Origin of the sequence: Streptomyces sp. NRRL S-495, from assembly GCF_000966955.1 — a bacterium.
Taxonomy (GTDB): Bacteria; Actinomycetota; Actinomycetes; order Streptomycetales; family Streptomycetaceae; genus Kitasatospora; species Kitasatospora purpeofusca.
In genome coordinates, this window is sequence record NZ_JZWY01000430.1 from 1 (window position 1) to 14,097 (window position 14,097).

Sequence of the window (14,097 nt, forward strand, 5' to 3'; positions counted from 1 at the left end):
GCCCGGGCCGGCGCGGCGGTCTCGGCGGCGGCCTGGACCGGGATCTCGATCTGGGCCTGCGCCTCGGCGGCGGCCGGGGCCTCGGCCCGGGCGGCAGCGGCCTTGGTGGTCCGGCGGGCGGGCTTCTCGGCCGGCTCGGCGGTCTCGGCCTTGGCCGCGCGCTTGGCGGCCGGAGCGGCGGTGGCGCCGGCGAGGAGCGGGTCGCCCCCGCTCTTCTCCTTGATGGTCTCGATCAGCTGGCTCTTGCGCATCCGCCCGGTACCGGTGATGCCCAGGTCACCGGCGAGCTTCTGCAGCTCCGCCAGGACCATGCCGTCCAGGCCCGCGGCGGCGGTGCGGCGGCGCCGCGCCGGGGCCGCGGGGGCGGCGGCGGCGTCCGACGCCTCGGCGTCCGGGCGCGCGCCCATCAGATCGGTGGTGTCGCTCACTAAGGGTCCTTCCCTGGAGCGGACGTCGGCCTGTCTGGCTCGGCGACCGGTTGTGCTGTCCTGACCAACGCTCGACTGCGTCGGTCCGAGGCGGTGTTCCCCCGGACGGCGGTGCCGGTCGGGGGAGAGCTGCGAGGTGCGGTGCTAGAAGCACGGTGGTGCTGAGTGGCGTGGCGGGACGGTCGTGTGCCCGACCCTCCCCCGGCCGCCGGCCGGGAGCTGCCCCCACGCTGCCTGCGAATCCCGGGCCCCCGTCGCGTGACGGTGGCCCGTGCTCCGCCCGTCCTGTTCCTCCAGGTGGGAGGCCGCGGGGTGGGAGTCAGGTGCCGTCACGGCTTCGGGATGCGGCCGCAAGTCGCGCAGGCAGGCTGCGTACGCGCTGCGGTGGGCTCCCGGAGAATCGTCGCCCCGTGCATCGCCTGGACTCCGCTGACGCGGAGTGCTGGGATCGGGACGCGGCGCACCGAGCCCCGGAGGGCACCTGGTGCAGCAATGAGGTTAACACTACCGACCCCCTCAGACATTCCCCAGCCTTGCGCTTGCCAATCGTGTCCGGACGGCCCGGTGCCGGCGCACCGGGCCGGACCGCCGCGGACGGGGTGTTTCAGACGTCGAGCGGGAGCACCGAGGCTCCGGTCCGGTCGAGTTCGAGCCGGTGGGCGTCGAACGCCGGGCCGCCGCTGCCGTGGTCCGCCGCGAAGTCCAGGACCTTCTGCACGCCCGCCTCGTCGGTGAGCGCGAGCACGGTCGGACCGGCACCGGAGATCACGGCGGGCACGTTCTCGGCCCGCAGCGCGGCCACCAGCGCGGCGCTGTCCGGCATCGCGGAGGCCCGGTAGTCCTGGTGGATCCGGTCCTCGGTGGCCGCGAGCAGCAGGTCGGGACGCCGGGTGAGCGCCTCGACCAGCAGCGCGGACCGGCCGGCGTTGGCGGCGGCGTCGGCCAGCGGGACGGTCCTCGGCAGCAGTCCGCGGGCGGTCTCGGTGAGCACCTCGGTGGCCGGGACGAACACCACCGGGACGACCTCGGCGGAGGGCTCCAGGGCGATCGCCCGGGCCCGGTCCTCCTCGGTCCACGCCACGGTGAAGTTGCCGCGCAGGCAGGCCGCGACGTTGTCCGGATGGCCCTCCAGCTCCGAGGCGAGCGCCAGCAGCGCGTCGTCGTCCAGGGCGGACGGGCCGCCGATGGTGACGGCGCGGGCGGCGACGATGCCGGCGCAGATCGCGGCGGACGAGGAACCCAGGCCGCGACCGTGCGGTATGCGGTTGGCGCAGACCACTTCGAGGCCGCGCGGCTGGCCGCCGAGCCGGTCGAAGGCGGCGCGCATCGAGCGGACCAGCAGGTGGCGCTCGTCGCGCGGAAGCGTCTCGGCGCCCTCGCCCGCGATGTCGACGGAGAGCCCGGAGTCGGCGACCCGGACGACCACGTCGTCGTACAGGCCCAGGGCGAGTCCGAAGGCGTCGAACCCCGGACCGAGGTTGGCGCTGGTCGCGGGGACCCGGACCCGGACGGCGGCGGCACGGAACGCAGGACCGGCCATGCGGTGGACTCTCCTGGGGAAATCGGCGGCGCGAAGCGCGTCGGTGCGAGGGTGGGGAGCGGGCCGCGGGGCCCCGGCCGGGGCGGGCGGTCACATTCGGTGGTGCGGCCCGGAACGGGGTCGGACCCGGGGCATGTGCCACACGGCCGCACCCAGAGTATCGAAGACAGGTTCCACAGCGGTACACCCCGTGGGCCTTCGATCTGGTGTGTTGCCGGTTCTGGCCGGAATTCATGCCGGATTCGGATCCGAATCCACCACTGAATTGACACAAAAGTGTCAGTCGAGAACGAGACCGGGCCGACCCCCGAAAGGGTCGGCCCGGGGTGGGGGGATGTTCGTCCACCCGCCGTCCGTACGGTGTTCCGCCGGACGCTCCGTCAGTCGAGCAGGCCCAGCTGCCGGGCGGCGGCCTCGGGGTCGATCGGGACGATCCGGGGCTGCGGCGCGCCGGCCACCGCCCAGTCCGGGTCCTTGAGGCCGTTGCCGGTCACGGTGCAGACGATCCGCTGGCCCGGGTCGACCAGGCCGGCCTCCGCCTTGGCCAGCAGGCCGGCCACCGAGGCGGCCGAGGCGGGCTCCACGAAGACGCCCTCCTGGGAGGCCAACAGCCGGTACGCGGACAGAATCTGACGATCCGTCACCTTGTCGATGAGACCGCCCGATTCGTCCCGCGCGGCGAGCGCGAAGTCCCAGGAGGCCGGGTTGCCGATCCGGATCGCGGTGGCGATGGTCTGCGGCTTGAGCACCGGGGCGCCGTCCACGATCGGGGCCGAGCCGGAGGCCTGGAAGCCCCACATCCGCGGGGTGCGGGTGGCCAGGCCGTCCGTCGCGTACTCGCGGTAGCCCTTCCAGTACGCGGTGATGTTGCCCGCGTTGCCGACCGGCAGGACATGGATGTCCGGTGCGTCGCCGAGCATGTCGACGATCTCGAAGGCGGCGGTCTTCTGACCCTCGATCCGGACCGGGTTCACCGAGTTGACCAGCGCCACCGGGTACTTCTCGGACAGTTCACGCGCAAGGGTGAGGCAGTCGTCGAAGTTCCCGTCCACCTGGAGGATCTTCGCGCCGTGCACCAGCGCCTGGCCCATCTTGCCGAGGGCGATCTTGCCCTGCGGGACCAGCACCGCCGACACCATCCCGGCCCGCACCGCGTACGCGGCGGCGGAGGCGGAAGTGTTGCCGGTGGAGGCGCAGATGACGGCCTGGGCGCCGTCCTCCTTCGCCTTGGAGATGGCCATCGTCATGCCGCGGTCCTTGAAGGACCCGGTCGGGTTGGCGCCCTCGACCTTGAGGTAGACCTCGCAGCCGGTGCGCTCGGACAGCACCTGCGCGGGGACCAGCGGGGTGCCGCCCTCCAGCAGGGTGACCACGGGGGTCGCCGCGCTGACCGGCAGGCGGTCCCGGTACTCCTCGATCAGACCCCGCCACTGGTGGGTGTGGGTGCCTCTGGCGGCGTTCTCGGCAACGCTGCTCATCATCTGTTCCTATTCCCCTTCGACCCGCATGGTGCTGGCCACGTCGCGCACGCTGTCGAGTGCGCGGAGCTTGTCGACCGTCGCCGACAGCGCGGCGTCGGTGGCACGGTGGGTGACCACGACGAGCGAGGCGTCGCCGTCGCGGCCCTGCTGGCGCACGGTGTCGATGGAGACACCGTGCTCGGCGAAGACGGAGGCGACCTGGGCGAGCACCCCCGCGCGGTCGTCGACGTCCAGGCTGACGTGGTAGCGGGTGACGACCTCGTCCATCGGCTTGGCCGGCAGCTGGGTGTACACCGAGTCACCGGGGCCGGTGGCACCGGCGAGCTTGTTGCGGCAGACCGCCACGAGGTCGCCGAGGACCGCCGAGGCGGTCGGCGCGCCGCCCGCGCCCGGGCCGTAGAACATCAGCCGACCGGCCGCCTCGGCCTCCACGAACACCGCGTTGTACGCCTCGCGGACCGAGGCCAGCGGGTGGGACAGCGGGATCATCGCCGGGTGGACCCGCGCGGTCACCGACTCGCCGTCGGCGGCCCGCTCGCAGATCGCCAGCAGTTTCACCACGCAGCCCATCTCCTTGGCGGAGGCGATGTCGGCGGCGGTCACCTCGGTGATGCCCTCGCGGTACACGTCCGCGGCGGTCACCTCGGTGTGGAAGGCGATGCCGGCCAGGATCGCGGCCTTGGCGGCGGCGTCGAAGCCCTCCACGTCGGCCGTCGGGTCGGCCTCGGCGTACCCGAGCGCGGTGGCCTCCTCCAGCGCCTCCGAGTACCCGGCGCCGGTGGTGTCCATCTTGTCCAGGATGAAGTTGGTGGTGCCGTTGACGATGCCCAGCACCCGGTTCACCCGGTCGCCGGCCAGCGACTCGCGCAGCGGGCGCAGCAGCGGGATCGCGCCCGCCACCGCGGCCTCGTAGTAGAGGTCGACACCGGCCGCGGCGGCGGCCGCGTGCAGCTCGGTGCCGTCCTGGGCGAGCAGCGCCTTGTTGGCGCTGACCACCGAGGCGCCCTGCGCGAACGCCGCCAGGATGAGGTTCTTGGACGGCTCGATGCCGCCCACCACCTCCACCACCACGTCGATGTCGCCCCGGGTGACCAGGGCCTCGGCATCGGTGGTGAGCAGGTGCTCGGGCACGCCCGGACGGACCCGCCCCTGGCGCCGGACCGCGATGCCGGCGAGCTCGACCGGCGCGCCGATGCGCGCGGCGAGGTCGGCGGCGTCTGTCGTCATGATGCGCGCCACCTCGGAGCCCACCACACCACAGCCCAGCAACGCCACCTTCAGCGGCCGCGTACGCATCATCCGACTCCGCTCTGCATTCGTCGTTCTTCGGTCGTTCCGGCGGGCATTTCGGTGTCCCGCCGGACTTTCGGTCTCTACCAGTCTCCGGGACTTTCCGTACGGATCTACGGTCGTTCCATGATCTGAGACAAGGATTTCGTCATCCGATATCGAGACGCAGGAGATCCTCCTCCGTCTCGCGCCGGACGATCACCCGGGCCGCACCGTCCCGGACGGCGAGCACCGGAGGCTTCAGGGCGTGGTTGTAGTTGCTCGCCATCGAGCGGCAGTAGGCACCGGTGGCGGGCACCGCGATCAGGTCGCCGGCGGCCAGGTCGGCCGGCAGGAAGGCGTCCCGCACGACGATGTCGCCGGACTCGCAGTGCTTGCCGACCACCCGGACCAGCATCGGTCCGGCCTCACTGGTGCGCGACACCAGGGCCACCGTGTACTCGGCGTCGTAGAGCGCGGTCCGGATGTTGTCGGACATCCCGCCGTCCACGCTGACATAGGTGCGCAGGCCCTCCAGCGGCTTGACGGTGCCGACCTCGTACAGGGTGAACGCGGTCGGGCCGACGATCGCCCGGCCCGGCTCCACGCTCAGCCGGGGGGCGGTCAGGTTCGCGGCGGCGCACTCGCGGCGGACGATCTCGGCCAGCGCGGCCGCGATGTGGGCCGGCTCGCGCGGGTCGTCCTCGCTGGTGTAGGCGATGCCGAGGCCGCCGCCGAGGTCGATCTCGGGCAGCTCGACGCCGTGCTCGTCGCGGATCGACGCCAGCAGGCCGACCACCCGGCGGGCGGCCACCTCGAAGCCGGCGGTGTCGAAGATCTGCGAGCCGATGTGCGAGTGGATGCCGCGCAGTTCGAGGCTCCCGGGGTGCGCCAGCACCCGGCGGACCGCCTCGGCGGCCGCTCCCCCGGTCAGCGAGAGGCCGAACTTCTGGTCCTCGTGCGCGGTGGCGATGAACTCGTGGGTGTGCGCCTCCACGCCGACGGTGACCCGGATCAGCATCAGCACCGGCTGGCGGACGCCCTGGCGTCCGGCCACGGCCGCCAGGCGCTCGATCTCCTCGTAGGAGTCGACCACGATGTGCCCGACGCCGGTCTTCACCGCGTGCTCGAGCTCGTCCACCGACTTGTTGTTGCCGTGCAGCGCGATCCGCTCCGGCGGCATCCCGGCGGCCAGCGCGACGGCGAGTTCGCCGGTGCTGCACACGTCGAGGTTGAGGCCCTCCTCGTGCAGCCAGCGCACGACCGCCTTGGAGAGGAAGGCCTTGCCGGCGTAGTAGACGTCCGCCTCAGTGCCGAAGGCGTCCCGCCAGGCTCGCGCCCGGGAGCGGAAGTCCGCCTCGTCCATGACGTAGGCCGGGGTGCCGAACTCGGCGGCGATGCGGTTCACGTCCAGGCCGCCGACGGTGACGACGCCGTCGGCGCCGCGCGCGACCGTCTCCGACCAGACCTTGGGGTCGAGCGCGTTCAGGTCCGCCGGCGGGGCCTGGTAGTGCCCCTCGGGCAGTACGTCACCGTGACGGGGGCCTGCGGGATGTGCGGAGCGAGACATGTCCTCGGTTTCCTCGACCTATGGCGAGGGGCGGCGACGGTCCCCGTTGACCGTCAGCCGCCCCCGCTGTGCGCATGGGGGTGGTGCCTACATCCGCTCGGGCGACGTCACGCCCAGGAGCGTGAGGCCGTTGGCGATGACCGTGCGTGTCGCGTCGGCCAGCCAGAGGCGGGCGTGCGTGAGGTCGGTGACCTCCTCGTCGCCCTTCGGCAGGATCTGGCAGTTGTCGTAGAAGCGGTGGTACTCGCGGGCGAGCTTCTCCAGGTACGTCGCGACGTGGTGCGGCTCCCGCCACTCGCCGGACTTGGCCACCACGCCCGGGAACTGGGCGAGCTCGCCGAGCAGGTTGGACTCCCACTCGGTCGACAGCAGCTCCGGTTTGAAGTCCGCGCTGCGCGTGATGCCCTTCTCCACGGCGTTGCGCTGCACCGAGCACATCCGGGCGTGCGCGTACTGCACGTAGAAGACCGGGTTCTCCGCCTTCTGGCTGGTGACCAGGTCGATGTCGATGGTGATCGTGGAGTCGGTGGAGGAGCGCGCCAGCATGTAGCGGGCGGCGTCCACGCCGATCCATTCGACGACGTCGTCGATCGTGATGATGTTGCCGGCGCGCTTGGAGAGGCGGACCTCCTGGCCGTCGCGCAGCATCTTCACGAACTGGCCGATCTTGACCTCGATGTTCCGGTCCATGTCGTCGCCCGCGCAGGCGGCGATGGCCTTGAGCCGGTTCACGTAGCCGTGGTGGTCGGCGCCGAGCATGTAGACCGAGACCTCGGAACCGCGGTCGCGCTTGCTCAGGTAGTACGCGGCGTCGGCCGCGAAGTAGGTGGTCTCGCCGTCGGCCTTGATCAGGACGCGGTCCTTGTCGTCCCCGAAGTCGGTGGTGCGCAGCCAGATCGCGCCGTCCTGCTCGAAGACGTGGCCCTGCTCGCGCAGCCGCTCCATGGCCTTCTCGACGGCGCCCGAGTCGTGCAGCGACTTCTCCGAGAACCAGACGTCGAAGTGGGTGCCGAACTCCTCCATCGAGCGCTGGATCTCGGCCACCATGAGCTTGAGGCCCTCGGTGCGGAAGACCTCCAGCTGCTCGCCCTCGGAGAGATCGAGCACGCCCGGGACGCCCTCGACGATCGCCTTGGCGATGTCGGCGATGTACTCGCCGACGTAGCCGTCCTCCGGGACGGGCCTGCCGTTGGCGGACGCCTGGAGCGACTTGGCGAACTTGGTGATCTGCACGCCGGCGTCGTTGAGGTAGTACTCGGTGGTGACGTCGGCGCCGGTGGCCTTGAGGATGCGGCCCAGCGAGTCGCCGACGGCCGCCCAGCGGACGCCGCCGATGTGGATCGGGCCGGTCGGGTTGGCGGAGACGAACTCCAGGTTGATCTTCAGGCCCTTGAGCGCCTCGTTGCGGCCGTACGCCGGGCCGGCCTCGACGATGGTGCGCGCCAGCTCGCCCTGGGTGGCGGCGTCGAGGGTGATGTTCATGAAGCCCGGGCCGGCGATGTCGACCCTGGTGACGCCGGTGATCCCGCGCAGGCGCTCGGCCAGCAGTTCGGCGACGGCTCGCGGCGGCTTGCCGGCCGGCTTCGCGAGCTGGAGGGCCACGTTGGTCGCGTAGTCGCCGTGGTCCCTGTTCTTGGGCCGCTCGATCGTCACGTGCTCGGGCACGGCGACGGCCAGCTCGCCCGCCTCGACGGCGGCGCTCACTGCGGCCTGGACTGCCTGGGAAAGCTCTGCGGGGGTCACGACGCCAAGCGTAGGCGAGAGGGGGTGGGCCCTCGCCACTCGGTTTGCCGGTTGAGACACCGGGGCGCCCCGCTCGGGCCCGACCACTCAGGCCCGATCACTCCGACCTGTTCGCCCAGGGCGAAACCCGTCCGCCGCCCCACCGTCCCGGTCGCGCTCCATCAGCCGCCGCACCAGCGCGACCAGGTCCGCCGGATCGAAGGGCTTGCCGAGGTAGCCGTCCACCCCGACCGACTCCCCCAGGTCCAGATCGGACGGCGAGCAGGCGCTGACGATCGCGATAGGCAGCAGCCGTGTCCCTGGCGCCGCCCGCAGCCGGGCCGCCGTCCGCAGACCGTCCAGCCTCGGCATCATCACGTCCAGCGTCACCACGTCGGGCTTCACCTGGCGGACCACCTCCAGGCACTCGGCACCGTCGGCGGCGGTCACCACCTCGAAGCCCTCGAGCTCCAGGTTGACCCTGATCAGCTGGCGGATCACCTCGCTGTCGTCCACCACGAGGACCCGCCCGGACACTCCCGACACCTCACCGAGGGTATCGGCGGGCCCGCCGCCCCGTCCGGGCTTTGGCCACTTCCGCCCGACGGGCTGTGCGGACCCGGCGTCGGACCTCCGGGAAACGCGTGCACGGAGCACGGCGCGGGCCTGGTAGTGTTCTCCACGTCGAAGCGAACGCGACGACAACAACGAGCAAGCCCCCGTAGCTCAGGGGATAGAGCACCGCCCTCCGGAGGCGGGTGCGTAGGTTCGAATCCTACCGGGGGCACTTCGCAAGAAGTGCAGAACAGGCCCAGGCCAGTGGCGAGTTGCCACCGGACTGGGCCTGATTCGTTTTTCCGGCACTTCCGTTCTTCCGGCACTGACACCCGGTCAACCCGTGGGGCCGGGGCACGGCCCCACGGGTACGACGGTCAGCTCGCGGCCGCGGCGCCCGCGCCGGTGGGGGCGGCGAAGGTCTCGGCGGGACCGAAGTCGGTGAAGGTCACCTTGTTGACGGCCTTGGCGCCCTTGCTGACCACACCCTGCTCGACGTACCGGGTACGGCCCTGGGCGTCGATCCACTGGTCGAAGTCGAAGCCGGTGATGCCCTTGGCCTTCGACGAGCGGTAGGTGCGCGGGTCGATCTCGGCGATCTGCTCCAGGTCGATGTGGCCGGACAGGTGCTGCGTCGGGACGCCGTCGCGGGTCTCCGCACCCTTGCGGGCGGACGGGCCCTGGGCCAGCAGCAGCTTGGCGTAGACGGTGTAGTCGAGCGCCGAAGTGTCGGCGGACTTCGGCCCCTTGGTCCACTGCTCGCCCGGGCCCATGCGGGTGTACGTGGCGTCGGCGGTGGTGACCGTCTCGACCACGAGCTCGGCCTCGGCGATCTTCATCTCGCCGCGACCGGTGTAGGCCGTGTTGAGGTTCTGCCGGGCGGTGGTGATCCCGGCGGCCTTGCCCCCGACCTCGGTGACCATCTTCAGGGAGACCGCGTAGGGCTCCTTGCTCGCGTTCTCCACGGCCTTCGCCGGGTCGAAGTCCCCGGCCGGGGCGGCGGGGGTCGTGACGACCGGCGCCGGGGTGGTGGCGGCCGGGGTCGGGGTCTCGGTGGCGGTGGGCGAGGGGGCAGCCGCGGTGGTCGCGGGCGCGGCGGCGGCGGTGGTCGCCGGGGCGGGGGCCCCCGCGGTCTTGTCCTCGGTGTCGTTGCAGGCGGTGAGCGCGGCCAGGGCGACGGCGGTCGCGGCGGCGGCGATGACGGTGGTACGGCGCATCGTGGTGGAAGTCCCCAAGGCGGAAAACGGTGGTCAGTGCGCGGAGAGCCTCCCACAGGGCGCGATCACCGGTCGAAACGGAGTTCGATCCGGCGGGCGGCCGGGCAAGGAGGACGCGGCGGCGGACTTCACGGGCGGGCGGGAGCGTCCGCCAGCCGGTCCATCAGGCGGGCGGCGAGGCGGAGGACTTCGCGCTCGGTCTCGGAGAGGGCGCCCAGCGCCTCCGCCAGCCAGGCGTCCCGGCCGGCCATGTCCCGGGCCAGCGCGGTGCGGCCGTCCGCGGTGAGGTGGAGAACGGACTGCCGGCGGTCCCGCTCGCCCGGGACGCGGCGGAGCAGGCCGTCCCGCTCCAGTTCGGCGAACACCCGGGTCAGCGACTGCGGCTGCTGGTGGTCGGCGGCGGCCAGCTCCCCCGGGGACATCGGGCCGTGCCGGAGCAGGTGCCCGAGCACGCTCAGCTTGTTGAGGCTGAGGCCCTCCCCCACGCGTTCGGAGCGCAGTCGGCGGGCCAGCCGGACGGTGCCCTGGCGGATCTCCGCCGCCTCCGGGAGCCACGGCTGATCAATCTCCATATTGCTACGCTAACACTTACTGTTCTGACAGCAGAGAATCGGCACTTCCTCGGTCAGCGTGAGCAGGCAAGGGAGAAATCCGTACGTGATGAGTAGATATCTCTCCTGGCTCCGCCAGGCTGTGCGCTTCGACCCCGGGCTGCTGCTGCTCCGCGGGACCGCCGTCACCACGGCCGCCATGCTGGCCGCGTACGGCTCCGCGCTGCTGGTCGAGCACTTCGCCCACCTGCGGGTCGACGTGGTCGTCCAGGCCGTGGTGCTGGCCGCCACCGCCGCCAAGGTCCAGTCCGCGGCCGACCGGTACGACCGGCTGCTCGGACTCGCCGTCCTGCCGGCGGCCGCCGCGGGTGCCGCCGAGATCGGGCGGCTGATGACCCTCCACCCGAACGCCGCCGACGTTCTCTTCACCCTCGGGACGGCCCTGGCGGTCTGGGTCCGCCGGTTCGGCCCCCGGGCGACCCGGGCCGGCGGCCTGCTGGTGCTGCCGCTGGTGGCGTTGCTGGTCATGCCGCCCGACGCCGGGCCGGTCCCCGGCCACGACCACACCCTGTGGGTCGCGCTGATCGCCGTCGTGTCCGGCGCCTGGGTGGCCCTCTTCCAGGCCGCCGCCGTCCGGACCGGGCTGGTGCCGGCTCCCGTCCGGGCGCCCGCGCCGGTGTCGGCACCGGAGTCGGCACCGGAACCGGAGGCTCGTCGGCGGCCGGGCGTCCACACCCGGATGGCCCTCCAGATGGCGGGCGCGGTCGGTGGGGCGTTCCTCGCCGGGCGGGCCGTCTGGCCGGACCACTGGGCCTGGGTGGTGCTCACCGCGTTCATCGTCTGCAGCGGCGCCCGCGGCCGGGGCGACGTGCTGTTCAAGGGGTTGCAGCGGGCGGTCGGCGCAGCTGCGGGCACGGTGGTCGCGACGGCCGTCGCGGGTTCCTTCGGCCCGCACGAGGACGCCGCCGTCGTACTGATCTTCGCGGTCCTCGCGCTCGCCACCTGGCTGCGCGAACTCAGCTACGCCTACTGGGCGGCCTGCGTCACCGCCGTGCTCTCCCTGCTCTACGGCTGGTTCGGCCAGAGCTCGGACGACCTGCTGCGCACCCGGTTGGCGGCGATCGGCCTCGGCGCGGCCGTCGGCATCGCGGCCTCCTGGCTGATCCTCCCGCTCCGGACCCGGGACGTGCTGCGCCGGCGGACTGCGGACGCGCTGGCCGCGTTGACCGAGCTGCTGGGTGTCACGGGCACCGACCGGCCCGCCCTGCTGCGCGGGCGGGCGCGGTTCGCGTACGGGGCCGCGCAGCTCGAACTGCTGGCCCGCCCGCTGCGGGCCGAGCGCCGGGCCGGGCGGACGGCCCGGCGGCTGACCAGTCGCGGGGGCGGCTCCCCCACCGTCCGCCCGTACCGGGCCGACGTGGTGGACGCCGTCAGCGCCTGCGAAGCCCCGCTGGGCGTGCTGGTGGACGGGGCGGTCACCGACCCCGCGCTCTGGTCCGACCCCCGGGTGGCCCGGCTCAACCGGGCGGTGGCCGCGAACAGCGCGGCGGTCCGGCGGGCCATCGGCCGGCGGCCCGGGCCCGCCTACCAGGGGATCCGGGCGCGGATCCCCGACAGGGGCGCGGATCCCCCGACAGTCGGGAGCGGCGCCGGTCGGCCCGCCCGAGCAGCTGCGGATGCTGGCGGCGCTGCTCGCCGTCGACGACGCGCTCGGCACGATGGCCGCAGTGTTCGGCGACCCGCCGCAGGCCGAGGCGGAGGACGTCAGGGAGGTGGGGATTCCCTCGTCCTCCGACAACTGATCTCGACCTCTTGCAGTGCCGCTCCGGCACTGCGAGACACAGCAGGCCCTCGGGCCCAGCGGGCCCGAGGAATAGATCTACGGAAGGTACCGCTCCAGTGCCTTCGCGCCCTCTTTCTCGATCAGCTGGCGGGCCCGCTCCAACCGCTCCGGGGTCGGCTCACGGCCGCTGGCCATCACCAGGTCCTCGGCATCGAACGGGTGCTCCGAGCCCGTGAAGAGCCGCTGGGGCGCCTGCTCCGACCCACCATTCACTCCGTCGCCCATTTCGTGCACCTTTCTCGACACCGGCACCATCTGTTCCTCCAGCCTGATCCGGAACCCGCCACAACGCACCCTGACAAGCGGTGCAGGTACGGCGGCCCCAGGACGGGCCCAGGCGCAGAAAGCGGGAAACGATGTCCCGGCACGACCAAGATCACCTGCCGGAGGACAGCCCTGATCGTTCCGGCGGCGAGCGCATCGCCACCTCTGTGGGGCGCCGACACCCCTGCCCGCGCAGGAAGTCGGCCAGGCCGACTTCCTGCGCAAGGGAGTGGGTCGTTCGAAGTCCGGTGGTGATCGGGTTCGGGGTGTGGAGTGGGAAGTCGGAGGGGCCGACTTCCCACTCCACACCGCCTGACCTCAGCCGACTGCCCCTCGCTCGGGCCGAGCGAGGGGCAGTTCCCAAGGTCGAGGCCAGGCAGCGTGGAAAGTCGGGGAGGCCGACTTCCTGCTCCTGGGGCACGCCGTGAGAGTCGCTTCCGGTGGCCCCTTGCTCCGCCCAAGGAGCCACCGGAGCGGCGGTTTCTAACAGTCGTTGCAACACGTCGTCTGTTGTTCAAACCGTGAAGAGTCCAGGCAGGGGGCTCGGCCCGGGTTGCCCGCCCGAGCCTCGGCCGTCGCATGGGGACGTTGTCCTCACTCGGATGCCACGCGGCTAATCCGTCTTGACGGGCACGAGCGCCCAGGCATGTTGGAGGTCGGAGCTGAAAGGCGCCAGCTCGAGCACAGGCGGATAGATCGGCTTCGGCGACACCACCACCAGCAGGTCCTTGTCGGGAACACGGATGAAGTAGGGGGTCGGCAGCGGCGACTGCGGAGCCGGCTCGAGCCTCCACTCACGAGTGGGGAAGTCACTCAGCGGCCCCAGGATCACCCTCTCTCCGGCCTCCGGCTCCTTGTAACTCAGGGAACGAGAAGGGAATAGGCGGGCGGGAATCTGGATGGCGCAGGTGCCATCAGGCTGGACCTCCACCGAAAACTGTTGCTCGCGTTCCGGCGCAGCCCCCGGAGGCACAACGGTCACACCCTGTTCCCCGGCTGTGAGGACTCGCGCCTCGGGGCCTTCGGTGCCGGGCCAGCTGATGATGCGATAGAGGCCAGAGGACAAGGTCATGGGTGACTCCTTCACCTAGTGGTCACCGCGGCCACGACCGATTCCGGTCGACAGCCTCCTGCGGCGACAAATGGGCCGGACCGCAGATCGGCCGGACCACCAGGCAATACGGCAGAAGCCCTGAAGACGCACCACAAGACGGCAAACCACCCGAACGAGGGAAATCCCAAGGGGTCAGGCCCTAGCCGACGAGAAGCTTGGTCAGGCGTTCGGCCGGGGTGTCCCAGCCGAGCGTCCTGCGAAAGGTCAGTGCCCTTGGGAAAGTACTGCCGCAGCAGGCCGTTCGTGTTCTCGTTGGAGCCGAGCTGCCAGGGCGAGGCGGGATCGCACAAATAGACCGGCATCCCGGTGGCCACAGTGTTGCGAGGACCGCTAGAACCTAAGTGGGCTCCAGCGAGGGCCCTTGAGCGCCACCTCCCAAGCCCCGGAGGCGGAGTGGGAAGTCGGTGCCGTCGACTTCCTGGTCCTGGGTTTTCCCGCGGTGGCTCCCTTGCTGGGTGCAAGGGAGCCACCGGGGAGGGTCACTGGGGTATGCGGGTGTGGGGTTGCTGGTCGGTCTGGTGGGCGGTCCAGGTGTGTTCGGTG

Annotated in this window: 11 protein-coding genes, 1 tRNA gene and 2 pseudogenes; 2 read left to right on the forward strand and 12 right to left on the reverse strand. The window is 71.9% G+C overall.

The window, feature by feature from the left end; translation table 11 throughout:
- The 7 genes from VR45_RS22610 to VR45_RS22640 form a co-directional block, all read right to left on the reverse strand.
- Positions 1-428: Rho termination factor N-terminal domain-containing protein (locus VR45_RS22610; protein ID WP_045941641.1), on the reverse strand; the 428-nt coding region annotated here is incomplete at its 3' end.
- Positions 429-1,032: 604 nt separating this feature from the next.
- A complete protein-coding gene (gene thrB, locus VR45_RS22615; RefSeq protein WP_045941642.1) occupies positions 1,033-1,968 on the reverse strand; it encodes a homoserine kinase in 936 nt (311 codons plus the stop codon).
- Positions 1,969-2,348: 380 nt separating this feature from the next.
- Positions 2,349-3,446 carry a threonine synthase gene (thrC, locus tag VR45_RS22620; protein ID WP_045941643.1) on the reverse strand — a complete coding sequence of 366 codons (1,098 nt, stop codon included), beginning with the start codon at positions 3,444-3,446 and terminating at the stop codon, positions 2,349-2,351.
- Positions 3,447-3,455: 9 nt separating this feature from the next.
- A complete protein-coding gene (locus tag VR45_RS22625) occupies positions 3,456-4,748 on the reverse strand; it encodes a homoserine dehydrogenase (RefSeq protein ID WP_045941644.1) in 1,293 nt (430 codons plus the stop codon).
- A gap of 139 nt (positions 4,749-4,887) precedes the next feature.
- Positions 4,888-6,288, reverse strand: a complete 1,401-nt coding sequence (gene lysA / locus VR45_RS22630) for a diaminopimelate decarboxylase (protein ID WP_045941645.1) — start codon at positions 6,286-6,288, stop codon at positions 4,888-4,890.
- An 87-nt stretch (positions 6,289-6,375) separates the two neighbouring features.
- On the reverse strand, positions 6,376-8,031 hold the full coding sequence (argS, locus tag VR45_RS22635; protein ID WP_045941646.1) for an arginine--tRNA ligase: 1,656 nt from the start codon (positions 8,029-8,031) through the stop codon (positions 6,376-6,378).
- 87 nt (positions 8,032-8,118) lie between these two features.
- Positions 8,119-8,556 carry a response regulator gene (locus VR45_RS22640; protein ID WP_063772531.1) on the reverse strand — a complete coding sequence of 146 codons (438 nt, stop codon included), beginning with the start codon at positions 8,554-8,556 and terminating at the stop codon, positions 8,119-8,121.
- A 169-nt stretch (positions 8,557-8,725) separates the two neighbouring features.
- On the opposite strand from VR45_RS22640, the gene VR45_RS22645 reads away from it, so the two are divergent.
- Positions 8,726-8,797 (forward strand) — tRNA-Arg (locus VR45_RS22645).
- Between the two features lie 145 nt (positions 8,798-8,942).
- Here VR45_RS22645 and VR45_RS42570 read toward each other — a convergent pair.
- Together VR45_RS42570 and VR45_RS22655 are read right to left on the reverse strand one after the other, a co-directional pair.
- Complete coding sequence (locus tag VR45_RS42570) at positions 8,943-9,782, reverse strand: LppX_LprAFG lipoprotein (RefSeq protein WP_052709294.1); 840 nt, start codon at positions 9,780-9,782, stop codon at positions 8,943-8,945.
- Positions 9,783-9,910: 128 nt separating this feature from the next.
- A complete protein-coding gene (locus VR45_RS22655) occupies positions 9,911-10,354 on the reverse strand; it encodes a MarR family transcriptional regulator (protein WP_045941648.1) in 444 nt (147 codons plus the stop codon).
- A 730-nt stretch (positions 10,355-11,084) separates the two neighbouring features.
- Between VR45_RS22655 and VR45_RS48880 the strand changes: the two are divergent.
- Positions 11,085-11,471 (forward strand): annotated as a pseudogene (locus VR45_RS48880) (FUSC family protein); the annotation flags it as partial.
- Positions 11,472-12,212: 741 nt separating this feature from the next.
- Here the strand turns inward: VR45_RS48880 and VR45_RS48885 are convergent.
- From VR45_RS48885 to VR45_RS45830, 3 genes and pseudogenes are all read right to left on the reverse strand, one after another.
- Entirely contained in the window at positions 12,213-12,401 is a 189-nt protein-coding gene (locus VR45_RS48885; protein WP_053649283.1) for a hypothetical protein, read from the reverse strand.
- A 652-nt stretch (positions 12,402-13,053) separates the two neighbouring features.
- Positions 13,054-13,512: a hypothetical protein gene (locus VR45_RS22665; protein WP_045941650.1), complete on the reverse strand. Its 459-nt coding sequence runs from the start codon at positions 13,510-13,512 to the stop codon at positions 13,054-13,056.
- A gap of 181 nt (positions 13,513-13,693) precedes the next feature.
- Positions 13,694-13,871 (reverse strand): annotated as a pseudogene (locus tag VR45_RS45830) (IS30 family transposase); the annotation flags it as partial.
- Between the last annotated feature and the right edge of the window lie 226 nt (positions 13,872-14,097).

Coding starts and splice junctions, on each gene's coding strand:
- thrB (WP_045941642.1), bottom strand. CDS start 1,968: ATGGCCGGTCCTGCGTTCCGTGCCGCCGCCGTCCGGGTCCGGGTCCCC.
- thrC (WP_045941643.1), bottom strand. CDS start 3,446: ATGAGCAGCGTTGCCGAGAACGCCGCCAGAGGCACCCACACCCACCAG.
- VR45_RS22625 (WP_045941644.1), bottom strand. CDS start 4,748: ATGATGCGTACGCGGCCGCTGAAGGTGGCGTTGCTGGGCTGTGGTGTG.
- lysA (WP_045941645.1), bottom strand. CDS start 6,288: ATGTCTCGCTCCGCACATCCCGCAGGCCCCCGTCACGGTGACGTACTG.
- VR45_RS42570 (WP_052709294.1), bottom strand. CDS start 9,782: ATGCGCCGTACCACCGTCATCGCCGCCGCCGCGACCGCCGTCGCCCTG.
- VR45_RS22655 (WP_045941648.1), bottom strand. CDS start 10,354: ATGGAGATTGATCAGCCGTGGCTCCCGGAGGCGGCGGAGATCCGCCAG.
- VR45_RS48885 (WP_053649283.1), bottom strand. CDS start 12,401: ATGGGCGACGGAGTGAATGGTGGGTCGGAGCAGGCGCCCCAGCGGCTC.
- VR45_RS22665 (WP_045941650.1), bottom strand. CDS start 13,512: ATGACCTTGTCCTCTGGCCTCTATCGCATCATCAGCTGGCCCGGCACC.